Genomic DNA, 21,474 nt, shown 5'->3' on the forward strand with positions numbered 1-21,474 from the left:
CGGATGGGGCCGGGGAAACGCACATGCGACTGAAGTCGTCTCATATCTTCATTATCGTGGTCGTCGGGCTGCTCGTCGCCTACTTCGCCATCCGGTCGATCTTCGGCGGCGAGGCCGAGCCGGCGCAGGCCGCGGCTTCGAAGACGACGAACGTGCCGACCGTCCAGGTGAAGCTCGTGCCCGAGGCGGTCCGCCCCTACGCCGTGGTGCTTCGCGGCCGCACCGAAGCGGCCCGCGCCGTGGTCGTCCGCTCGGAGACCGCCGGCGTCGTGGAACAGACCCCCGCGCGGGAAGGCGCCGTGGTGCAGAAGGGCGCCGTCCTCTGCCGCCTGTCGGTCGACGCGCGCCAGGCCACCCTGGACCAGGCGCGGGCCGCCATGCGCTCGCGCGAGCTGCAGCGCAAGGCCTCCGCGGCGCTGGCCGAGAAGGGCTACCGCTCCGAGACGCAGGTCCTTCAGGACCAGGCCAACCTCGACGCCGCCGCCGCGGCCGTGCGCCAGGCCGAGATCGCCCTGGAACAGGTCAACATCCGGGCCCCCTTCACCGGCGTCTTCGACCGGCGGGAGGCCGAGATCGGGACCTACCTGTCCCCGGGCCAGGCCTGCGGCACGATGATCGAACTCGACCCGCTGCTGATCGTCGGCGACGTGCCCGAGACCCAGGCCGGGCGGATCCGGATCGGCGAGCCCGCGGTGGCCACCCTGGTCTCCGGCGAGAGCCTGCAAGGCCAGGTCCGATACGTGGCGCGCGACGCCGATCCGCAGACGCGCACCTACCGGCTGGAAGTCACGGCGCGCAATCCGAACTACGCCGTGCGTTCGGGTCTCTCGGCCGATGTGCGGGTGACCACGGCGTCGGGTCCCGCCCACCTCATTCCCCCCTCCGCCCTGGTGCTCGACGCCGAGGGGCGGCAGGGCGTCCGTCACGTGACGCAGGGCGACGTCGTTCGCTTTGCGCCGGTCCAGGTGATGGAGGAGACGGCCGAAGGCGCCTGGGTGCGCGGGCTGACGGGCGACATCCGCCTGATCACCGCCGGCCAGGCCTATGTCGACCAGGGGCAGACCGTCCGCGTCGCCCAGGCCCGCTAGGGACTGGGATCAGGAGAGCATGAGACAATGATCGGTCCGCTCATCGACGGCGCCATCAAGCGAAGAAAGGTCGTGCTGGGGGTCGCCCTCATCGCCTCCATCTTCGGCTTTTTCGCCTATCTCGCCATGCCTCGGGAGGCCAATCCGGACATCGACTTCCCCTTCGTGGCGGTCATCGTCCCCTACCCCGGCGTGAGCCCCGAGGATTCCGAACGGCTGCTGGTCAAGCCGCTGGAGGTGGAGCTGCAGGCCATCGAGGGCCTGAAGGAGATGAACTCGGCGGCCCGCCAGGGCATGGCCATCGTCAATCTCGAGTTCGACGCCGACTTCGACAAGGACAAGGCGCTGGCCGAGGTTCGCGCCAAGGTCGACCTGGCGCGCGGACGGTTCCCGCCCGACGCCGAGGAGCCGATCATCGAGGAGGCCAATTTCAGCGGCGAGCCGATCATCGGCATCGTGCTGTCGGGCGCCGCGCCCGAGCGCGAACTCTATGGGATCGCCCGCACGCTTCAGGAGCGGCTGGAAGGCACGGCCGGCGTCCTGGAGGTCGAATTGACCGGCGGCCGCGAGGAGCTGCTCGAGGTCACCATCGATCCCCTGCGGATGGAGGCCTACAACGTCACCACCGGCGAGCTGGCCCAGGTGATCGGACGCAACAACCAGCTGGTCCCGGCTGGCAACCTGCGCTCCGGGGCCGGCCAGTTCGCCGTCAAGGTTCCCGGCGTGGTCGAGGAGCCGTCGGACATCCTGGAGCTGCCGATCAAGAAGAACGGCGACCGGGTGATCACGGTCGGCGACATCGGCGACGTGCGGCGGACGTTCAAGGAAGCGAACTACATCACCCGCTTCAACGGCGAGCCGGCCTTCTCGCTGGAGGTCGCCAAACGCAGCGGCGCCAACATCCTCAACACGGTCGAGGCGGTCCGGGAGGTGGTGGCCGAAGAGCAGGAGCGCTGGCCCGAGACGGTCAAGGTCTCCTACACCTTCGACCAGAGCGATTTCATCCACCGCACCCTGGTGGTTCTGGAATCCGGCCTGCTGATCGCCACCGTCCTGGTGATGATGATCATCGTCTACAGCCTGGGCATCCGGCAGGGGCTGATGGTGGGCGCAGCCATCCCCGCCTGCTTCATGATCGCCTTCCTGATGCTCAACGCCTCGGGCGTGACCCTCAACCAGATGGTGATGTTCGGCCTTGTCCTGGCCGTGGGCATCCTCGTGGACGGCGGCATCGTGGTGGTGGAGTACGCCGACCGGAAGATGGCCGAGGGCCTGCCCAAGGAAGAGGCCTTCGCCGCGGCGGGCAAGCGGATGTTCTTCCCCGTGCTGAACGGCACGCTGACGACGCTCTGCGCCTTCCTGCCGTTCATGTTCTGGAACTCCATTCCCGGGAAGTTCATGAGCTTCCTGCCCTTGACGCTGATGTACGTCCTGGGCGCGTCCATCTTCGTGGCCCTGATCTTCACGCCGGCGCTCGGCTCCATCTTCGGCCGCGAGGCCGGCGTCGACGAGCATCATCTGGCCGAGATCGAAAAGTCCGAGCGCGGCGATCCGCGCGACATGTCGGGCTTCATGGGCTGGTACGCCCGCTCCCTCTGGGCGCTCAGCCACGCGCCGACACGCACCTTCGCCGCCTCCCTGCTGGTGGTGGTGGCCATCGTCGCCTGGTTCGCCATGAGTCCGCACCGCACCGAGTTCTTCCTCGAGGAGGATCCGGAGTGGGCGCAGGTCTATGTGAAGGCCCGCGGCAACCTCTCGCCCGAGGCCCACGACGTCCTGGTCCGGCAGGTGGAGAACCGCCTGATGGACGTGAAGGGGATCAACTCCATCTACACCCGCTCCGGCGCCACCAGCCCCGGCGGCGGCGGCGGCGGGCCGCCCAACGACACGGTCGGGCGGCTGCAGATCGACTTCGTCGATTTCGAGGAGCGCAAGGAACTCGGCCTGCGCGGCGCCGACATCGTGGGCGAGATCCGGCGCCGGCTGGTGGACGTGCCCGGCGTCCTGATCGAGGTGCGCGAACCCCAGGGCGGCCCGCCGGTGGGCAAGGACGTGCAGGTGGAGCTGCGCAGTCACGATCCGGCCGCCCTCAACGCGGCCGCCGAACTGGTCAAGACGAAGCTCGCCTCCGATCCGCAGCTCTTCGAACTGGAGGACAACCGCACCTCGCCCGGCATCGAGCTGAACCTGGCCGTGGATCGCGAGGCCGCCGGCCGCTACGGCGTCGACGTGCTGTCTGTCGGACAGGCCATCCAGTTCGTCACCAACGGGGTCCTGGTGGGCCGCTTCCGCCCCGACGACGCCGAGGACGAACTCGACATCCGCGTGCGCTTCCCGCCGGAGGCGCGGAACATGGCCGCCTTCGACAACCTCAAGATCTCCACGGCGCTCGGCCCGGTGCCGGCGAGCTACTTCATCAAGCAGGTGCCGGCTCAGCAGGTGACCACCATCCAGCGCCGCGACGGCCAACGGCTTGTGGTGGTGCAGGCCAACGCGGTCGAGGGCGTGGCCGCCAACCAGAAGATCGCCGAGCTTCGGCCCTGGCTGGAGGAAGCGCCGATCGATCCCGACGTCCGCTGGAAGTTCAGCGGCGCCGACGAGGAAGGCCAGGAGGCGGCTCAGTTCTTCATCGTCGCCATGGCGGTCTCGCTCTTCCTGATGGGCGTCATCCTCCTCTGGCAGTTCAACAGCTTCTACGGCGTGCTGGTCACCCTGTCGGCCGTGGCGCTGTCGACGGTCGGCGTGCTGCTGGGCGTGCAGGTGAATTTCCTGGGCACCTTCGACTATGTGTCGGTGATCATGCTCGGGACCGGCATCGTGGCGCTGGCGGGCGTGGTCGTGGGCCACAACATCGTGCTGGTCGACACCTTCTACCAGCTCCGCCGCTCGGGCTACGCCGCCGACGACGCGGCGATCCGCGCGGCCGCCCAGCGCTTCCGCCCGGTCATCCTGACGACGGTGGTGACCGTGGTCGGCCTGCTGCCTCTGATGTTCCAGCTGCACCCGAACTTCCGCAGCGGCCATGTGGAATATCGCGCGCCGGGTTCGGAATGGTGGGTCCAGCTGTCGGCCGCCGTCGTCTGGGGGCTCTCCTTCGCCACGCTCCTGACGCTCGTGCTGACGCCGGTCATGCTGGCCGCGCCGAAGGTCTATGGCGCCCGGATGCGGCGCGGCTTCGGCCATCTGCGTCACCGCTTCGGACGGGGCGGCGGCGGTGGGGCGGCCAATGACGAACCGCACCTGCCCCGGGCGGCGGAATAGGCGCTAGCGGGCTCGCGTCTGCCGCCGCCAGAGCGCCGCGTACTCGCCGCCCGCGGCCAGCAGTTCGGCGTGAGGCCCGCGCTCGACGATGCGGCCGCGACGCAGGACGAGGATCAGGTCGGCGTCGACGATGGTCGAAAGGCGGTGGGCGATGACCATCGTCGTACGGCCGGCCCGCACCTTGCGCAGCGTGGCCTGGATCGCCTCCTCGGTCGGACCGTCGAGCGCGCTGGTCGCCTCGTCCAGGATCAGCAGCCGCGGGTCGGCGAGCAGGGCCCGGGCGATGCCCACCCGCTGGCGCTCACCGCCGGAGAGCTTCAGGCCCCGCTCGCCCACCAGGGTGTCGAGCCCCTCCGGCAGACTGTCGATAAAGGGGCCGAGCTCGGCCATCTCCGCGGCGGCGCGCACCGCCGCCTCGTCCGCATCGGGCCGAGCGAAGCCGATATTGGCCCGGAGCGTGTCGTTGAACAGCGCCACGTCCTGAGGCACCAGCGCGACCGCGCGCCTCAGGCTGGCCTGCCGGACCTTCCGCAGATCGACCCCGTCCAGCCGCACGCAGCCCTGCTGCGGATCGATGAGGCGAAGCGCCAGGCGAACGGCGGTGGTCTTCCCCGCGCCGGAGGGGCCGACCAGGGCCACCGTCGTCCCCGGCTCGGCCGTGAAGCTGACCTGCGACAGGCCGTGGCTGCGGGCGTCGTGGCGGAAGGAGACATCCTCGAACGCCAGTCGCGCCCCAGCGCCCGAGGCCGGCGGCAGGTCCTGGGCGTCCGCCGCGTCCACGATGTCGGGGGTCCGGCTGGTCAGGGCGACCAACTGCTCCATGTCGATGAAGGCCTGCCGGATCTCCCGATAGTTGAAGCCCAGCATGTTCAGCGGCGCATAGATGCCGGTGAGCAGCAGAATGGCCATGGTGACGTCGCCGATCTGCATCCGCCCGGCCGCCACCTCCAGCCCCGCCAGCACCGTCATGACGGCCAGGCCGAGGTTGAGGATCACCGCCTGGGCCGCGTTGAGCAGGTTGAGCGAATGGTTCGCCTTCACGGCCGCGCCGACATAGTCGCCCAACGCCGAGCGGTACACCCCGACCGTCCGCCCCTCGGCCCCGAAGGTCTTCACCGTCTCGAAGTTCAGCAGGGCGTCGACGGACACGCCGGCGGCGCGGGAATCGGCTTCGTTCAGCGCCCGCCGATGGGCCAGACGCCAGTCCGTGATCCTGAAGGTGACCACGGCATAGATCACCACCGTGGCCAGCGCCGTGGCGGCGAAACGCCAGTCCAGGCGCAAGAACATCACGGTGGCGGCGAGCGCCAGCTCCACCGCGGTCGGGCCGAGATTGAAGACCACGCTGCGGATCAGGAAGTCGGTGGATCGGGCGCCACGCTCGATCAGTCTGGCCAGGGCGCCGGTCTGCTTGCTCTGGTGAAAGTCCAGCGACAGTCCGACGGCGTGGCCGAAGCCCTCCACCGCCGCGGTCGCCATGGTCGCCTGCGAGACGGCGGTGAACACGGCGTCCCGGGCGTAGGGCGCGCAGGCGGCGAGCAGGCGAAGGCCGGCGAAGCCGATCGCCAGGCCGAGAAAGCCGGCCCCGACGGCGGCGGCGGCGGCGGCGGCCGCCAGACGGTTGATGGCCTCCCCCAGCGCGACCGGGGCGAGGACGGCCGCCACCTTTCCCGCCAGCACCAGCAGAACGGCCAGGGTGATCCGCAGGCGAAGCTGCGGCGCGCCGGAACGTCCGACCAGCCGGCCGAGGTCGGCCATGGCCCGCCAGAAGCGGAAGCCCTCCCCCGGCCCATCCTTTGCGCCAGCCGGCTGCGTGCGGCCCCGCGCCAAGCCGTGCGGCGTCACGATCTCAATCCAGCAGAAGGGTCGACTGCAGGCCGCCGCCGGGGGTCAGCCAGTCGATCCTCTGTCCATAGGCGGTGGTCACCGTCCGGAAGGCGCCGCTCTGCGGATCCTCGCCGGGCGTGACCTGGACGCGGGCCTCGGCTTCGAACCCGTCGCCCTGGACGGCGATCCGATGCTCGCCCGCCGAAACCGGCGCGCCGAAGGGAAGGCTGAACCGCCCATCCTCGCCGACCCGGCCGTTGGTCGCGGCCGGCCGGCCGTCGATCTGCGCCGCCAGGCTGGCGCCGGCCGGAGCGACTCCGGAGACCACCGCCCCGCCCTCTGCGTCATAGTCGAAGGCGAGAATCTTCGGGCCCTCGCCGCTCGGGGCGTGAACCACGGCGCCGGCGCCGGCGCGCAGCAGCACCAGGCGAGGCTCCGGCAGGATGAGAAGGTAACCCTGCGCCTGCACCAGACGCTCCTCGAGCATCATGGAAAGGCCGTAGATGCGGGGCGCGTCGGCGGCCGGAAGGTCGATCACGAAAACGCCTTCGCCGTTGGCGTCGGCGAAGCGGGCCTCGCCCTCCGGAGAGGCCAGCCGCACGCGGGCGCCCGGCGCCGCCCGGCCCACCAGGCGCAGTCCGGCCGGCGTCGCCGTGAGCGAGACGGCCCGAGGCGCTTCGACATAGCCTGTTCGGCCGGCGGTCTCCCGACCGGCCGCCGGCTCCTGAGGCGCCGGATCGCTGCAGGCCGCAAGCGCGGCGAGGCCCAGGGCGGCGGCGAGGTGCGTCGGGTTGAATCGTGTCACGTCAGGTCCTAGCTAGACAGATTCCGCGCGACGCACGCGCGATTCCGTCCTTCGTCCGGAGATAGTCCACACATGGGCGCCTCGCCCGATCGCATCGAGTCCGTCTGCGTCTTCTGCGGCTCATCCGACGCCGCCGATCCGCGGTTCCTGTCCGACGCCGGGGCGTTCGGCCGCACCCTGGCCCGCGCCGGGCTGCGTCTCGTCTATGGCGGCGGCGGCGTGGGACTGATGGGCGCCTGCGCCCGGGCCGCCCACGAGGCCGGCGGCGACGTGCTGGGCGTCATCCCCCAATTCCTCACCGGCCGCGAACGCGCCCTGGACGTGGTCAAGACCATCGTCGTCCGCTCCATGCACGAGCGGAAGCAGATCATGTTCGAGAGGTCGGACGCCTTCGTGGTCCTGCCCGGCGGCATCGGCACCCTGGAGGAGGTGATCGAGCTCCTCTCCTGGCGCCGGCTCGAACTGCACCGCAAGCCGGTGGTCTTCTACAGCCCCGACGGCTTCTGGAATCCGCTGTTCGAGCTGCTGGCGCATACGGTCGCCGCACGCCTGACGCCGGAGGACTTCCTGACGAGCTACGCCGTCGCGGAGACCGTGGAAGACATCCTGCCGACCATTCAGCAACGCCTGGCCCACGGCGACGATGACGAGGCTCCCCGAGCCGCCAGCCGCGTGACCTGAGCCCGGAAACGCCACGGGCGGGTCCGGCATCCCGGCCCGCCCGTGGCGAAGTCTCGCTCTATTCGTCCCGATGGACCCGCTCGCGGCGCTCGTGCCGCTCCTGCGCCTCCAGGCTCAGGGTGGCGATGGGCCGCGCTTCGAGCCGCGCCAGGCCGATCGGCTCCCCGGTCTCTTCGCAGTAGCCGTAGCTCCCGTCTTCGATCCGGCGGAGCGCTTCGTCGATCTTGGAGATCAGCTTGCGCTGCCGGTCGCGAGTGCGAAGTTCCAGAGCCCGATCAGTGGCCGACCAGGCGCGATCGACATCGTCTGGCAGGTTCTCAGTCTCGTTCTGGAGATGGGAGAGAGTCTCGCGGGATTCCCGCAAAATCTCTTCCTTCCATGTCAACAGCTTTTGCCGGAAGTACTCGAGCTGGCGCTCGTTCATGAATTCTTCGTCTTCAGACGGACGATAAGAATCCTGTTTAGCCAAGACTGCGGCTGTCATTCTCGTTACCTCACGCCCCTGGACTAGTTCCCGGAACTTGGGAGGCGGCTGTATAGCAGAACCGCCGGATCATTCAACGCGACTCACCAACCTGCGGTCGCGAAGCCTCGCGCGCCATCTCCAGCTTGGCGAGTTCGACGGCGGCGCGGGTTTCGATTTCGTCCAAAACGCCCTCCAGTCGCGCATCGTCGGTCTGTTGCCGCTCCTCCCGGATCGCCCGGCTCAGGCGCTCCATCTGCACGAGGGAGAGGTCGCCACCAAGAAGCGCGGCCTTCACTTCATCGAGAACATCGAGAAGACGTCCGGCGCGGCTCACCGCCCGCCGACGGCGTTCGAGAGGTCCGCCGGTCTCCTGCAAGGCCAGCAGCGCGCCCAGGCCGGCGACCCCGGCCACCCCCGTCGCCTGCCCGGCGGAGGCGGCGGGCGAGGCTGCGCCGGCGCCCGGAAGGCGGAAGCCCTCCCCGCCGCTCGCCCCCTTGGCCCGGCCTGCGCCGGATGCGGCGCCCGGGCCGCCAGCACCACTGATCTTCATGCGCCCCACATCACTCGAAGGAACCTTGGCCGGCACTCTCCGTCGCCCCGCTTAGGGTATGGTTAATGCCGGGCAAAATCTGCACAGGGTCGCTTCCCGCAGACCCCGCCGCGGCCTCTTTCGCTGATTCATTTGCAGTTTTCGCGACGCCGCGCGCTGGCACGACCATCGCATAGGGCTCAGCGAGTTCTCACGCCGTCCGCAGGTCGCCCATGCTTCGCCCCGTCCGACTGTTCAGCGCCGTCCTGGTCGCCGCCAGCCTCTTCGCCGGCCCGACCCTGGCGGCTTCGCGCATCAAGGACATCGTCGAGTTCGAAGGCGTCCGCGAGAACATGCTGGTCGGCTACGGCATCGTGGTCGGCCTGAACGGCACCGGCGACTCCCTGCGTAACGCGCCCTTCACCCGCCAGAGCCTGGAAGCCATGCTCGAGCGCCTGGGGGTCAACACCCGCGACGCCAACCTGAACACCAAGAACGTGGCGGCCGTCATGGTCACCGCCCGCCTGCCCGCCTTCGCCGCGGCCGGCTCGCCCATCGACGCCACCGTCTCGGCCATGGGCGACGCCAAGAGCCTGCAGGGCGGCACCCTGCTGGTCACGCCTCTGCTGGGCGCCGACGGCGAGGCCTATGCGGTGGCGCAGGGCACGGTGCAGACCGGCTCGGTCTCGGCCTCTGGCGCTTCCGGCTCCTCGATCTCGAAGGGCGTGCCGACCGCCGGCCGGATCGCCGGCGGCGCCCTGGTGGAGCGGGAGCTGGGCTTCCAGCTCGCCTCGATGGGCCAGATGCGCATGACCCTGCGCAATCCCGACTTCACCACCGCGCGCCGCATCGCCGAGGCGGTCAATCGCGCCTATCCCGGCACGGCTTACGCCCAGAACCCCACCGTCGTCGCCGTCCGGCCGCCCGCCGGCCAGGACATGACGAGCTTCATGGCCCAGGTCGAGAATCTGTCGGTCAATCCCGACGCCCCGGCCAAGGTGGTGATCGACGAGGTTTCGGGCGTCATCGTGATGGGCGAGAATGTTCGCATCTCAACCGTCGCCATCGCCCAGGGCAACCTGACCATCAAGGTCCAGGAGAGCCCCGCCGTCAGCCAGCCGGCGCCCTTCAGCCGCGGCGAGACCGCCGTGGTGCCGCAGAGCGAGGTGAGCGTCGAGGAAGAGAAGGGCAAGCAGTTCCTCACCGTCCAGAGCGGCGCCTCGCTGTCCAATCTGGTCTCCGGGCTGAACGCCCTCGGCGTCACGCCGCGCGACATGATCTCCATCCTGCAGACCATCAAGGCCGCCGGCGCCCTGCAGGCCGACATCGAGGTGATGTGATGAGCGCCCTCTCCGCCCTCGCCGCCCCCATTACGGCCGCGCCGGCCGCCGGCACGACGGCCGCCGACCTCGCCAAGCGCGGCCAGATCGAGAAGACGGCCCAGGAGTTCGAAGCCTCCTTTCTCAGCATCATGATGCAGCAGATGTTCACCGCCACAGACACCTCCGCCCCCTTCGGCGGCGGCCAGGGCGAAGCCATGTTCCGGTCGTTCCTGACCGAGGCCTTCGCCAGGGAGACGACGAAGTCCGGGGGCGTCGGGATCGCCGATACGGTGGCGCGTGAAATGCTGAAGCTGCAGGGCCTGGAACAGGAGTAACCGTCATGGCGATCGCCGCCTCCGACGCGCAGGACCGCGTCGAACAACTGATCATCCTCACCGGGCGCCTGACCGAGCTGGTCGCCCGCAGCGCCCAGAGCTTCGAGGAAGGCCGTCCCCAGGACGCCGCCGCCGACCTGGAGGAGACGACGCGCCTGGCCAATGTCTATCGGCACGAATCCGCCCGCGTGCGGGCCGATCCAGGCCTGGTTGCGGCCGCCTCGCTTGCTCAGCGGACACGCCTGGTCCGGGCGACCGAGGCCTTCGACGCGGTGCTCGCACGCCAGGGGCGCGCGATCGAGGCGGCCAAGACGATCACAGAGGGCCTGGTGAAGGCCATCGCCGACGAAGTCGCCAGCCAGCGCGGCCAGAGCGTCGGCTATGGTCCCCAGTCCGCCCAGACGGCGAACCGCGCGGCCAGCGCGATCACGCTGAACCAGCGCGCCTGAGCATCCAAACACTTGTTTAAGCGCGCGCCTCGGGCATAAGCTTCGGCCGTCGCCGGGCCGTTCCGGCGATCTGCGTTCTCAGGGCGGGGTGAAACTCCCCACCGGCGGTAATGCCCGGCTTCCGCCGGGACGAGCCCGCGGGCGCCTGGGGCCTTGCGGCTCCAGGGACGAGCAGACCCGGTGCGATCCCGGGGCCGACGGTCATAGTCCGGTTATGAGAACCGCTGGCGCACGGGCGGAGTCTGAGTCCGCGTGAGCGCTGGCGATCCCCTGAGTCGTGGTTTTCGAAACCCGCCCAGGGAAAGACCATGACCCAAGCCGCCTACGAACTGCCCACCGCCAACGGCGCCTACCGCGCCGCCCGCATCGCCTTCGTCCAGTCGCTCTGGCATCGCGAGATCGTCGACGAAGCCCATGCCGGCTTTCTCGACGCCATGGCGCAGAAGGGCTTCGCCGCCCATCAGATCGACCGTTTCGAGGTGCCCGGCGCCTTCGAGATTCCGCTGCACGCCCAGAGCCTCGCCCGCACCGGACGCTACGCCGCCGTCGTGGCGGCCGGCTTCGTGGTCGACGGCGGCGTCTATCGCCACGACTTCGTCGCCGAGACGGTGATCGCCGCCCTCATGCAGGTGCAGCTGGCCACCGAGACGCCGATCTTCTCCGTCGTCCTCACGCCCCACCACTTCCATGAGCACGCGGTCCACCAGGACTTTTTCCACAGCCACTTCCGGGTGAAGGGCGCAGAGGCCGCCGAGGCCTGCGTGCTGACGCTCGAGAACCTCGCCCGGCTGGCGGCGTGAGGGCAGGCGATGCAGACCGATATCGCCCCGCCCGACGGATTCGTCCCGCATGACCGGAGGAGCCCGCTCACCGAGCCCTGGGAGCCGATCTTCGTCCGCCGCACGGAGGAGGCCGTCATCCTGGGCCTGCAGGCGCGGCCCGCCCACGCCAACGGCCGCGGCTTCGTCCACGGGGGACTGCTGATGGCGCTCGCCGACAACGCCATGGGCCTGACCTGCGCCCACGGGGTCGGCGGCGATCGCTCACTGGTGACGGTGAACCTCAGCCTTGATTTCCTGGCCTCGGCCCAGATCGGCCAGTGGCTGGCCTTCGAGACCACCTTCGTGAAGCCCGGCTCCACCCTCTGCTTCGCCCAGGCCTTCGTCACCGCCGACGGCCACCCGTGCGCCCGGGCCAACGGGGTGTTTCGCGTCGTCAGCCGGGGCTAGAGGGCGATCTCCCGCTCGACGCCTACGCCCGCCAGGAAATCGCGGTCGTGGCTGACGATCAGCAGGGCGCCGTCATAGCCGCGCAGCGCCGCCTCGACCGCGGCGAGCGAGTCGAGGTCGAGGTGGTTGCTGGGCTCGTCGAGAATGAGCAGTTGCGGCGGTTCCCCGCCCGTCAGCACGCAGGCCAGAGCCGCACGCAGCCGCTCGCCCCCGCTCAAGGTCTCCACCGTCCGTTCGGCGGCTGTGTTGCGGAACAGGAAGCGCGCCAGCGCCGCCTGGGCCGCATTGCGGTCGGCCTCAGGGTTGAGCCGCCGGAAGGCCTGCAGCAGGGTCTCCTCCGGCTTCAGGATCGACGTCCGCTGATCGAACACCGCTGTCGGCACGTGCAGGCGCGCCTCTCCGGCCTCTGGGGCCTGCGCCCCGACGATCACGCGCAGAAGGGTGGACTTGCCCGCCCCGTTCGGTCCGGTCAGGGCGATCCGCTCCGGTCCGTCGATCCGGAAATCGAGCTTGTCGAACAGGCGACGCCCGTCCGGCAGATCGATTCTCAGGCCCTCGACCGACAGCACCTTCCGGCCGGGCGGCAGGCCCGCGCTGGGCAGGTCGAAGGTCAGGGCGCGCACCCGCTCCACACGGGCCTGGGCTTCGGCGCGGTCGGTCTCGGCCTCGGCCTGCCGCCGCTCGGCCAGGCGGTTCAGCCGGGCGCCGGTGTTCTCCGCCCGCTCGGCCATGGCGCCCAGCAGGATCTTGGGCTCCGAGCGCCTGGCGGCGAACTTCCGGCCCGCCGAATCCCGCCGCGCCTGCCGTTCGCGGGCCGACTGGCTGTCGCGGGCCGTGCGGGCCAGCGCCTTCTCGGCGTCCTCAAGCGCGTGCTCGGCGGCGGCGGTCTCCTGCGCCCGCCGCTCGGCATAGAGGTCGTAGCCGCCGCCGTAGATGCGCGCGCCGAGGCTGGAGAGTTCGACGATGCGGTCCACGCGGCGCAGCAGGTTGCGGTCGTGGCTGACCACGAGGGCGCCGCCGCGCCAGTTCGCCAGCACCTGGGCCACGCCCTCGCGGGCGGCGGCGTCCAGATTGTTGGTCGGCTCGTCGAGAATCAGGAGGTCCGGCTCCTGGACGAGCAGGCCGGCCAGAGCCGCCCGGGTCGCCTCGCCGCCGCTGAGCGTGCAGGCCGGCCGCGACGGATCGAGGCCCGCCAGCCCCACCCGGGCGAGGGCCGCCTCCAGCGCCGCGGGCAAGTCCCAGTCGGCCTCCACGAAATCGGCCTCATCGCCATGGCCCGCCTCGATCCGGGCGAGCCGATCCAGCGCCGGGGCGAGCCCCATCAGGTCCGCCGCAGAGGCGCCGGCCGGCGGCTCGACCACCTGGCGCAGCACGCCCATGCGGCCTGCCACGGTGACCGTTCCTGCGGCCGGCGCCTGCTCGCCGAGGATGGTGCGGATGAGGGTCGACTTGCCCACGCCGTTGCGGCCCACGAGGCCGGTTCGTTCGTCGGCGAGGCTCAGGGTCAGGTTGTCGAAGAGCGGCCGGCCGTCAGGCGTGCGGCAGGAAAGACCGTCCAGGGTGACGAAGGGGGCGGACATGCGAGGAGGCCATGGCGACGTGGGCGTTCGGGGCGGTGCGGGCGTCCGTCGCGATGCGCATGATCGTGGCTCCTGTCTTCGTGTGACCCTTATCTAGGCGGGCGGCCCGCGGGAGGCAAATCATCGCTCCGAACGCCGGCGCGGTCGTTGCGCTCGCGCTGCGGCTGGCCCTAACCTGAGCTCTCATTCCTTCCTTGGGGCGCTTTCCGTGAAGATCCATTCCCTCCTGCTGGCGGGGCTTCTGGCCACCGCCGCCACCGCCGCCTTGGCCCAGACGCCGGCCGCCGACCCGAAGGCGATGCACGAAAAGGCTGTGGTGCTCGACACCCATTTCGACACCCCGGCCAACTTCGCCCTGCCCGGCTGGAGCATCATGGACCGGCACGAGCACGAGGCCGACGGCACCCAGGTCGACTATCCGCGCATGGTCGAGGGCGGCGTCGACGGCGGCGTCTTCGTGGTGTTCACCCCCCAGCGCGCCCGGGGTCCGGAGGCCGATGTCGCCGCCCGCGACCACGCCCTGGTCCGCCTGACCGAAATCCACGAGATGGTGGCGCGCGAGCACGAGCACTTCGCCCTTGTGACCACCCCGCAGGAGGCCGCCGCGGCCAATGCGGCCGGCAAGAAGTTCGTCTTCATCAGCATGGAGAACGGCGCGCCCGTCGCCGGCGACCTGACCCTGATGGACGCCTTCTATAAGCTCGGCGTCCGCATGATGGGGCCCGTCCACTTCGCCAACAACGACCTGGCCGATTCCGCCACCGATCCGAAGGGGCCGGAGTTCAACGGCCTGAGCGCCAAGGGCAAGCAATTCGTCGCCCGGGCCAACGCGCTCGGCGTCCTGCTGGACGCCAGCCACGCCTCCGACGCCGTGCTCGACCAGATGCTGGACCTGTCCACGGCGCCGATCATCCTGTCGCACTCCGGGGTGAAGGCGGTCTACGACCATCCGCGGAACATCCCCGACGACCTGCTGCGCAAACTGGCGGCCAAGGGCGGCGTCATCCAGATCAACGCCTTTTCCGGCTACATGACCGACCAGCCGGACATCCCGGAACGCCGCGCGGCCCTCGCGGCCCTGTCGCAGAAGTACGCCGGCCAGCCGCAGACCCAGGCGGTGCGCGAAGCCTACATGGCCGAACGGCGGGCCATCGACGCCAGATACCCCGTGCCGCGCGCCGATCTCGACGACCTCATGCAGCACATCCTGCACGCGGTGGAGGTCGCCGGCATCGACCATGTCGGTCTCTCCGGCGACTTCGACGGCGGCGGCGGCATCGCCGGCCTGGACGACGTGACCGACTACCCCGCCCTGACCGCGCGGCTGGTCGCGGCCGGCTTCACCCAGGAGGACCTGAACAAGTTCTGGGGCGGCAACGCCCTGCGCGTGTTCGGCGAGGCCCAGGCGAAGTCGACGCGCTGACGCCGCGGCTTTGTTCCCCTCTTGTTCTTGTGTTATCTGTGAGTCCGCGCACTAAATAAGGATCGAGCGGAGGGGGAACCCGCCCCCTCCCCAGGACTTCCAGGACAACATGGCCGATCAGCTGAACTTCATCCGCGTGCGCGGCGCGCGCGAGCACAATCTGAAGGACGTCAGCGTCGATATTCCCCGCGGGGAGCTGGTGGTGCTGACCGGCCTGTCCGGCTCGGGCAAGAGTTCGCTCGCCTTCGACACCATCTATGCCGAGGGCCAGCGCCGCTATGTGGAGAGCCTGTCGGCCTATGCCCGCCAGTTCCTGGAGCTGATGGGCAAGCCCGACGTGGACCTGATCGAAGGCCTCTCGCCGGCCATCTCGATCGAGCAGAAGACCACCAGCCGCAATCCGCGCTCCACCGTCGGCACGGTGACCGAAATCCACGACTACATGCGCCTGATGTGGGCGCGCGTCGGCGTGCCCTATTCGCCGGCGACGGGCCTGCCCATCGAGAGCCAGACCGTCAGCCAGATGGTCGACAAGCTGACGGCCCTGCCCGACGGGACGCGCCTCTATCTGCTGGCGCCCGTGGTGCGCGGCCGCAAGGGCGAGTACCGCAAGGAAATCGCCGAGTGGCAGAAGGCGGGCTTTCAGCGGCTGAAGATCGACGGCGAGTTCTATCCGATCGAGGACGCGCCCGCCCTCGACAAGAAGTTCAAGCACGACATCGACATCGTCGTGGACCGGCTGGTCACCCGCGGCGAGCAGGAAAGCCGCTACGCCGACAGCCTGGAAACCGCCCTGCGCCTGGCCGACGGCATCGCGGTGGCCGAATGGGCGGACGTGGCCGAGGGCGAGACCGAGCCGAAGCGGATCATCTTCTCCGAGAAGTTCGCCTGCCCGGTCTCCGGCTTCACGATCAGCGAGATCGAGCCGCGGCTCTTCTCGTTCAACAATCCCTTCGGCGCCTGCCCGGTGTGCGACGGCCTGGGCGCCAAGCTCGCCTTCGACGCCGACCTGGTCGTGCCCGACAAGGAAAAGTCGCTGCACAAGGGCGCCGTCGCGCCCTGGGCCAAGGGTCCCTCGCCCCTCTACACCCAGACGCTGCAGGCGCTTTCGCGCCACTACGGCTTCTCCATGGACGAGCCGTGGTGGAAGTTGTCGGACGAGGCCAAGAACGTGGTGCTGCACGGCTCCAAGGGCCAGAAGATCCACTTCGTCTACGACGACAACGCCCGCAAGTACGAGGTCAACAAGACCTTCGAGGGCGTGCTGCCGAACCTGGAGCGGCGCTGGCGCGAGACCGACTCCGCCTGGGTGCGCGAGGAACTGGGCCGCTACCAGTCCGAGACGCCCTGCGAGGCCTGCGAGGGCTACCGCCTGAAGCCCGAGGCGCTGGCGGTGAAGATCGACGGCCGCCACATCGGCGAGATCTCCCGCCTGTCCATCCAGCACGCCCGCGACTGGTTCGCCTCGCTCGAGCAGGTGCTGAGCGACAAGCAGATGGAGATCGCCCGGCGGATCCTGAAGGAGATCAACGACCGCCTGCGCTTCCTGGTCGACGTCGGCCTCAACTACCTCAACCTGTCGCGGTCCTCGGGCACGCTGTCGGGCGGCGAGAGCCAGCGCATCCGCCTGGCCAGCCAGATCGGCTCGGGCCTGACCGGGGTTCTCTACGTCCTCGACGAGCCCTCCATCGGCCTGCACCAGCGCGACAACACCCGTCTGCTGAACAGCCTGCGAGGACTGCGCGATCTCGGCAATTCGGTGCTGGTGGTGGAGCACGACGAGGAGGCGATCCTTACCGCCGACTACGTCATCGACATGGGGCCGGCGGCCGGCGTCCACGGCGGCACGATCGTCGCCGAAGGCACGCCGCAGGAGATCATCGCCAATCCGAAGAGCGTCACCGGCCAGTATCTCTCCGGCGCGCGCGAGATCGCCGTGCCGCAGGACCGGCGGCCGATCTCCAAGAAGAAGGTCGTGCGCATCGTCGGCGCCAGCGGCAACAACCTGAAGGGCGTGACGGGCGAGATCCCCGTGGGGACCTTCACCTGCATCACCGGCGTTTCCGGCGGCGGCAAGTCGACCTTCACCATCGAGACCCTCTACAAGGCCGCGGCCCGCCGTCTGCACAACGCCAGCGACGCCCCGGCCCCGCACGAGCGGATCGAAGGGCTGGAGAACTTCGACAAGGTCATCGACATCGACCAGTCGCCGATCGGGCGCACGCCGCGGTCGAACCCGGCCACCTATACCGGGGCGTTCCAGCCGATCCGCGACTGGTTCGCCGGCCTTCCGGAGTCCAAGGCGCGGGGCTATGGCCCGGGCCGCTTCTCGTTCAACGTCAAGGGCGGCCGCTGCGAGGCCTGTCAGGGCGACGGCGTCATCAAGATCGAGATGCACTTCCTGCCGGACGTCTACGTCACCTGCGACGTCTGCAAGGGCAAGCGCTACAACCGCGAGACCCTCGACATCCTCTTCAAGGGCAAGTCCATCGCCGATGTGCTGGACATGACCGTCGAGGAGGCGGCCGACTTCTTCAAGGCCGTGCCGCCGGTGCGCGACAAGATGGAGACGCTCAAGCGCGTCGGCCTGGGCTATGTGAAGGTCGGCCAGCAGGCGACGACGCTTTCCGGCGGCGAGGCCCAGCGGGTGAAGCTGTCGAAGGAGCTGTCGCGGCGCGCCACGGGCCGGACCCTCTACATCCTCGACGAGCCGACCACCGGCCTGCACTTCGAGGATATCCAGAAGCTGCTGGAAGTGCTCCATGAGCTGGTGGACCAGGGCAATACGGTGGTGGTGATCGAGCACAACCTCGACGTCATCAAGACGGCCGACTGGCTGCTGGACTTCGGCCCGGAAGGAGGCGACGGCGGCGGCGAGATCGTGGCCGTCGGCACGCCGGAGAAGGTGGCGGACAATCCCGCCAGCTGGACGGGGCGCTACCTGAAAGAGCTGCTCGACCGCCATGCCGAGCGGCGGCAAGCGCGGCGGAAGAGCGCCTGACATGGCCAGGGGCGTCGTCGATTCACCGATGACGCCCGCGCAGTCCGCCCTCTTGGGGGAGCTCTGCCTCGTCCTGCGCGACGATCCGCGGATGGGCTCGGTCTGGCTGACCGGCAGCCTCGCCGCCGGGCGCGACGCCTTGCGGCGGCCCGCGGCGCGACCTGGCCGAGCGCGTGGGAGGACACGGTCCGCGACAGCCTCGCCCGCCGCTTGCCCGAGCTCGGCTGACGTTAGGTCAGGGTTTCCGCGACAGCCTGTTCGAAATAGCCTCGGCTCCATTCGTTTATGCGATTTGGAGTCCGAGATGATCCTTTACGGCGCGCCCATGCCGGCGCCGAACCCCCGCCGCGTGCGCATCTTTCTCGCCGAGAAGGGTATCGACCTGCCTGAGACGCCGGTCGACATGATGAAGCGGGAGCACAAGTCGCCCGACTATCGGGCGAAGAATTCACTGGGCCAGATCCCCACCCTGGAGCTCGACTGCGGCGCCACCATTTCGGAGACCGTGGCCATCTGCCGTTATTTCGAGGAGACGCAGCCCGAGCCGCCGCTGTTCGGCAAGACGGCGCTCGAAAAGGCCCACGTCGACATGTGGATCCGGCGGATCGAGTTCGTGCTGATGTCGCCGGTGGGGAACTACTGGCGCCACGCCCATCCGTACACGGCCAAACTGCTGACCCAGTACAAGGACTTCGGCGAGTCCAATCGCGAGGCCTACGCCAACGCCCAGAAATGGCTCGACCGGGAGCTCGCCTGCCGCGACTTCATCGCCGGCCACGACTACACCATGGCCGACATCTGCGCCCTCTCGACCGTGGACTTCGCCACCTGGATCGGGCTGGAGCTGGATCCGAACCACGCCAACCTCGCCGCCTGGCGCGAGCGCGTCAGCGCCCGCCCGAGCGCGGCGGCCTAGCCTAGATGCCCGCGCCGCCTTCGTAGGGCGGTGCGGGCTCCGGGGTCCGGAAGGCGCGGTAGGCCACCACCTGCGGCGAGAGGATGACCGGATAGTAGATGGCGTTCAGCACGGCGGTGACCACCAGATAGATGAAGGTCTCGACGGTGACATAGGCGCTGATCGAGCTGAAGTCCGGCTGGAAGACCGCGCCGACCCCCTCCAGTCCCCGGCCCATGGTCACGGAGATGATGCCCAGGACGGCGGCGAAGATCACCGTGGTCAGGAGGGTCACCACCGCGATGGTGAGCCCGGCCAGGACGTAGGCGCCCAATAGCCGCCAGAAATGACCGCGCGTGAGACTCCAGGAGCCGAACACGACCAGTCGCCGCTCCTGGAAGGTCAGGACCGGCGCCAGGGAGAGGCGCACCAGGGCGTAGATGATAAGGCCGCCGCAGAACAGCAGGGTGGCCCAGGCCGCCGGCGCCTGGGCGTCGGGCGCGACGGCGGCGACCACGCCCGCAATGACCCCGGCCAGGAGGATCAGACCGACCAGTCCGATGACGGCCAGGACGTAGTAGATCAGCGTCAGAAGGACGAGACGGATCTCGTCGGCGCCGAAGCGGAGGTGGCCGAAGCCGCCCTCCTGCGGACGCAGCTGCAGTCGGTAGACCGCCGCGGCGATGGCCGACATGGTCGCCAGGCCGAGCGGCGCCAGGATCATGTAGGCCGGAGCCATCTCCCGGAGCAGCGCCGTCATCTCGCCCGGCGCAGCCTCAGGCTGCTCGGCCAGCTGCGTCATGGCGTCGCCGCCAAAGGCGATCAGCACGACGGCGCCGATGGAAGAAACGACGAAATGGAAAATGCTCCAGGCCAGGACCACACGGGGATTCTCCCGCGTCAGCCTGAAGCCTTCGAAGGCGGCGTCGCCCGACGAAAAGGTGGTCATGTCAGCTCCCAGCGCGCAACGGCAGGCCATACAACGCCTGGAGCCGCCGCGCGTCCCATGGGAAACTAGGCGCCCGCATAGCTGCGCCGCAAGGCCCGGCTCGCGAAGTTGACCGATCGTTGCTAATGGGACGCGCATGAGCACGAAACCCATTCATGTGGTCGGCGGCGGCCTGGCCGGTTCGGAGGCCGCCTGGCAGATCGCCCAGGCCGGCGTCCCGGTGATCCTGCACGAGATGCGCCCGGTCCGCGGCACCGACGCCCACCAGACAGACAAGCTGGCCGAACTGGTCTGCTCCAACTCCTTCCGCGCCGACGACTGGGCCGGCAATGCGGTGGGCCTGCTGCACGCCGAGATGCGGCGGCTGGATTCGATCATCATGGCCTCGGGCGATGCGCACCAGGTGCCCGCCGGGGGCGCCCTGGCGGTGGACCGCGAAGGCTTCTCCGACGCCGTGACGGCCAGGCTTCTGGCCCATCCGAACGTGACGGTCGAGCGCGGCGAGATCGCCGGCCTGCCGCCCGAGGACTGGGACAGCGTCATCGTCTCCACCGGCCCCCTCACCTCGCCGGCCCTGTCGCAGGCGATCCTCGACCTGACGGGCGAAGGGCAGCTCTCCTTCTTCGACGCCATCGCGCCGATCGTCCATCTGGACTCGGTGAACATGGACGTGGCCTGGCGCCAGTCGCGCTACGACAAGCCGGGCCCCGGCGGCGACGCAGCCGCCTACATCAACTGCCCGATGGACAAGGACCAGTACGAGGCCTTCATCGACGCCCTGCTGGCCGGGCCCAAGTCCGAATTCAAGGACTGGGAGCACGTCCCCTATTTCGACGGCTGCCTGCCGATCGAGGTGATGGCCGAACGCGGTCGCGAGACTCTGCGCCACGGGCCCATGAAGCCGGTCGGCCTGACCAACGCCCACCGGCCCGACGACAAGCCCTACGCCGTCGTTCAGCTGCGCCAGGACAATGCGCTCGGCACGCTGTGGAACATGGTGGGCTTCCAGACCAAGCTGAAACACGGCGCCCAGACCGAGATCTTCCGGATGATCCCCGGACTGGAAAAGGCGGTCTTCGCCCGCCTCGGCGGTCTGCACCGCAACACCTTCATCAACTCGCCGCGCCTGCTCGACCGCTCTCTGCGGCTGAAGGCGGCCCCACGCCTGCGCTTCGCCGGCCAGGTGACCGGTGTCGAGGGCTATGTGGAGAGCGCGGCGGTGGGACTTCTCGCGGGCCGTTTCGCCGCCGCCGAACGGCTTGGCCGTCCGCTGGAAGCGCCGCCGGAGACCACGGCGCTGGGCGCTCTCATCAACCACATCACCGGCGGCCATCTCGACGCGGGCGCCGGCTCCTTCCAGCCCATGAACATCAATTACGGCCTCTTCCCGCCCCTGGAAGCGCCCAAGCGCGATGGCGAGGGCCGCCGGCTGGGGGCCAAGGAGCGGGGGCGCAACAAGAAGCGCCTGATGGGCGAACGCGCCCTGGCCGACCTCGAAGCCTGGACATCCGGCGCCGGCGAGACTCTCGCCGCCGAATAGGGCCTAGGTTCTGAACCCATAAAGCTTGCTGGTTGAGGGCGACGCTGATTCAAGGCTTCCGAAAGGAGCTTGAGATGGCGCGCTACGACCTGAG

The 21,474-nt window shown here is 69.5% G+C and carries 18 protein-coding genes and 1 riboswitch; of the genes, 12 read left to right on the forward strand and 6 right to left on the reverse strand.

What is annotated here, in order from left to right:
* The first annotated feature begins 23 nt into the window (after window positions 1-23).
* Both H2041_RS17040 and H2041_RS17045 read left to right on the forward strand, forming a co-directional pair.
* Window positions 24-1,088 (forward strand): efflux RND transporter periplasmic adaptor subunit, encoded by a 1,065-nt coding sequence (locus H2041_RS17040; protein ID WP_293414765.1) that lies wholly within the window; start codon window positions 24-26, stop codon window positions 1,086-1,088.
* A gap of 27 nt (window positions 1,089-1,115) precedes the next feature.
* Window positions 1,116-4,349, forward strand: a complete 3,234-nt coding sequence (locus H2041_RS17045) for an efflux RND transporter permease subunit (protein WP_293414767.1) — start codon at window positions 1,116-1,118, stop codon at window positions 4,347-4,349.
* Window positions 4,350-4,352: 3 nt separating this feature from the next.
* Here the strand turns inward: H2041_RS17045 and H2041_RS17050 are convergent, their stop codons facing one another.
* Entirely contained in the window at window positions 4,353-6,107 is a 1,755-nt protein-coding gene (locus H2041_RS17050) for an ABC transporter ATP-binding protein/permease (protein WP_293414786.1), read from the reverse strand.
* A 91-nt stretch (window positions 6,108-6,198) separates the two neighbouring features.
* Entirely contained in the window at window positions 6,199-6,981 is a 783-nt protein-coding gene (locus H2041_RS17055) for a carboxypeptidase-like regulatory domain-containing protein (protein WP_293414769.1), read from the reverse strand.
* 72 nt (window positions 6,982-7,053) lie between these two features.
* Here H2041_RS17055 and H2041_RS17060 point away from each other — a divergent pair, with 72 nt between their 5' ends.
* Window positions 7,054-7,662: a TIGR00730 family Rossman fold protein gene (locus H2041_RS17060; RefSeq protein WP_293414771.1), complete on the forward strand. Its 609-nt coding sequence runs from the start codon at window positions 7,054-7,056 to the stop codon at window positions 7,660-7,662.
* A gap of 58 nt (window positions 7,663-7,720) precedes the next feature.
* Here the strand turns inward: H2041_RS17060 and dksA are convergent, their stop codons facing one another.
* Window positions 7,721-8,146: an RNA polymerase-binding protein DksA gene (dksA, locus tag H2041_RS17065; RefSeq protein ID WP_293414772.1), complete on the reverse strand. Its 426-nt coding sequence runs from the start codon at window positions 8,144-8,146 to the stop codon at window positions 7,721-7,723.
* A 73-nt stretch (window positions 8,147-8,219) separates the two neighbouring features.
* Window positions 8,220-8,714, reverse strand: coding sequence for a flagellar assembly protein FliX (locus tag H2041_RS17070; protein WP_367134210.1), 495 nt, complete (start codon window positions 8,712-8,714; stop codon window positions 8,220-8,222).
* A 176-nt stretch (window positions 8,715-8,890) separates the two neighbouring features.
* On the opposite strand from H2041_RS17070, the gene H2041_RS17075 reads away from it, so the two are divergent.
* The 5 genes from H2041_RS17075 to H2041_RS17095 all read left to right on the forward strand — a co-directional run bounded on the left by H2041_RS17075 (window position 8,891) and on the right by H2041_RS17095 (window position 11,992).
* A complete protein-coding gene (locus H2041_RS17075) occupies window positions 8,891-9,997 on the forward strand; it encodes a flagellar basal body P-ring protein FlgI (RefSeq protein WP_293414774.1) in 1,107 nt (368 codons plus the stop codon).
* Window positions 9,997-10,314 (forward strand): rod-binding protein, encoded by a 318-nt coding sequence (locus H2041_RS17080; protein ID WP_363244941.1) that lies wholly within the window; start codon window positions 9,997-9,999, stop codon window positions 10,312-10,314. Before H2041_RS17075 ends, H2041_RS17080 begins: the two co-directional genes overlap by 1 nt.
* Window positions 10,315-10,319: 5 nt before the next feature.
* Window positions 10,320-10,763 (forward strand): flagellar basal body protein, encoded by a 444-nt coding sequence (locus tag H2041_RS17085; RefSeq protein ID WP_293414776.1) that lies wholly within the window; start codon window positions 10,320-10,322, stop codon window positions 10,761-10,763.
* Between the two features lie 70 nt (window positions 10,764-10,833).
* Window positions 10,834-10,989: riboswitch (FMN riboswitch) on the forward strand.
* A gap of 82 nt (window positions 10,990-11,071) precedes the next feature.
* The gene (locus H2041_RS17090; RefSeq protein WP_293414777.1) at window positions 11,072-11,563 is read left to right on the forward strand and encodes a 6,7-dimethyl-8-ribityllumazine synthase; all 492 of its coding nucleotides are present in this window, start codon (window positions 11,072-11,074) and stop codon (window positions 11,561-11,563) included.
* 9 nt (window positions 11,564-11,572) lie between these two features.
* Complete coding sequence (locus tag H2041_RS17095; protein WP_293414778.1) at window positions 11,573-11,992, forward strand: PaaI family thioesterase; 420 nt, start codon at window positions 11,573-11,575, stop codon at window positions 11,990-11,992.
* On the opposite strand, the gene H2041_RS17100 is transcribed toward H2041_RS17095, so the two are convergent.
* Window positions 11,989-13,572 (reverse strand): ABC-F family ATP-binding cassette domain-containing protein, encoded by a 1,584-nt coding sequence (locus tag H2041_RS17100; RefSeq protein WP_293414779.1) that lies wholly within the window; start codon window positions 13,570-13,572, stop codon window positions 11,989-11,991. The two genes, H2041_RS17095 and H2041_RS17100, sit on opposite strands and share 4 nt — an antisense overlap.
* 208 nt (window positions 13,573-13,780) lie before the next feature.
* On the opposite strand from H2041_RS17100, the gene H2041_RS17105 reads away from it, so the two are divergent.
* From H2041_RS17105 to H2041_RS17115, 3 genes are all read left to right on the forward strand, one after another.
* Window positions 13,781-14,995: a dipeptidase gene (locus H2041_RS17105; protein ID WP_293414780.1), complete on the forward strand. Its 1,215-nt coding sequence runs from the start codon at window positions 13,781-13,783 to the stop codon at window positions 14,993-14,995.
* A gap of 109 nt (window positions 14,996-15,104) precedes the next feature.
* A complete protein-coding gene (gene uvrA / locus H2041_RS17110) occupies window positions 15,105-17,996 on the forward strand; it encodes an excinuclease ABC subunit UvrA (RefSeq protein ID WP_293414781.1) in 2,892 nt (963 codons plus the stop codon).
* Window positions 17,997-18,300: 304 nt separating this feature from the next.
* A complete protein-coding gene (locus H2041_RS17115) occupies window positions 18,301-18,912 on the forward strand; it encodes a glutathione S-transferase family protein (RefSeq protein WP_293414782.1) in 612 nt (203 codons plus the stop codon).
* A 1-nt stretch (window position 18,913) separates the two neighbouring features.
* On the opposite strand, the gene H2041_RS17120 is transcribed toward H2041_RS17115, so the two are convergent.
* Complete coding sequence (locus H2041_RS17120) at window positions 18,914-19,840, reverse strand: hypothetical protein (RefSeq protein ID WP_293414783.1); 927 nt, start codon at window positions 19,838-19,840, stop codon at window positions 18,914-18,916.
* A 136-nt stretch (window positions 19,841-19,976) separates the two neighbouring features.
* On the opposite strand from H2041_RS17120, the gene trmFO reads away from it, so the two are divergent.
* Window positions 19,977-21,380: a methylenetetrahydrofolate--tRNA-(uracil(54)-C(5))-methyltransferase (FADH(2)-oxidizing) TrmFO gene (gene trmFO / locus H2041_RS17125; RefSeq protein WP_293414784.1), complete on the forward strand. Its 1,404-nt coding sequence runs from the start codon at window positions 19,977-19,979 to the stop codon at window positions 21,378-21,380.
* The last annotated feature ends 94 nt before the right edge of the window (window positions 21,381-21,474 follow it).

It is taken from the genome of Phenylobacterium sp., from assembly GCF_013911965.1.
GTDB lineage: Bacteria > Pseudomonadota > Alphaproteobacteria > Caulobacterales > Caulobacteraceae > Phenylobacterium.

Excerpts from the sequence above, each read along its gene's own strand:
- H2041_RS17040 (WP_293414765.1), top strand. The coding sequence starts at position 24 with ATGCGACTGAAGTCGTCTCATATCTTCATTATCGTGGTCGTCGGGCTG.
- H2041_RS17095 (WP_293414778.1), top strand. The coding sequence starts at position 11,573 with ATGCAGACCGATATCGCCCCGCCCGACGGATTCGTCCCGCATGACCGG.
- H2041_RS17120 (WP_293414783.1), bottom strand. The coding sequence starts at position 19,840 with ATGACCACCTTTTCGTCGGGCGACGCCGCCTTCGAAGGCTTCAGGCTG.
- H2041_RS17115 (WP_293414782.1), top strand. The coding sequence starts at position 18,301 with ATGATCCTTTACGGCGCGCCCATGCCGGCGCCGAACCCCCGCCGCGTG.
- dksA (WP_293414772.1), bottom strand. The coding sequence starts at position 8,146 with ATGACAGCCGCAGTCTTGGCTAAACAGGATTCTTATCGTCCGTCTGAA.
- H2041_RS17090 (WP_293414777.1), top strand. The coding sequence starts at position 11,072 with ATGACCCAAGCCGCCTACGAACTGCCCACCGCCAACGGCGCCTACCGC.
- uvrA (WP_293414781.1), top strand. The coding sequence starts at position 15,105 with ATGGCCGATCAGCTGAACTTCATCCGCGTGCGCGGCGCGCGCGAGCAC.
- H2041_RS17080 (WP_363244941.1), top strand. The coding sequence starts at position 9,997 with ATGAGCGCCCTCTCCGCCCTCGCCGCCCCCATTACGGCCGCGCCGGCC.
- H2041_RS17060 (WP_293414771.1), top strand. The coding sequence starts at position 7,054 with ATGGGCGCCTCGCCCGATCGCATCGAGTCCGTCTGCGTCTTCTGCGGC.
- trmFO (WP_293414784.1), top strand. The coding sequence starts at position 19,977 with ATGAGCACGAAACCCATTCATGTGGTCGGCGGCGGCCTGGCCGGTTCG.
- H2041_RS17085 (WP_293414776.1), top strand. The coding sequence starts at position 10,320 with ATGGCGATCGCCGCCTCCGACGCGCAGGACCGCGTCGAACAACTGATC.
- H2041_RS17045 (WP_293414767.1), top strand. The coding sequence starts at position 1,116 with ATGATCGGTCCGCTCATCGACGGCGCCATCAAGCGAAGAAAGGTCGTG.
- H2041_RS17050 (WP_293414786.1), bottom strand. The coding sequence starts at position 6,107 with ATGGCCGACCTCGGCCGGCTGGTCGGACGTTCCGGCGCGCCGCAGCTT.
- H2041_RS17100 (WP_293414779.1), bottom strand. The coding sequence starts at position 13,572 with ATGTCCGCCCCCTTCGTCACCCTGGACGGTCTTTCCTGCCGCACGCCT.
- H2041_RS17075 (WP_293414774.1), top strand. The coding sequence starts at position 8,891 with ATGCTTCGCCCCGTCCGACTGTTCAGCGCCGTCCTGGTCGCCGCCAGC.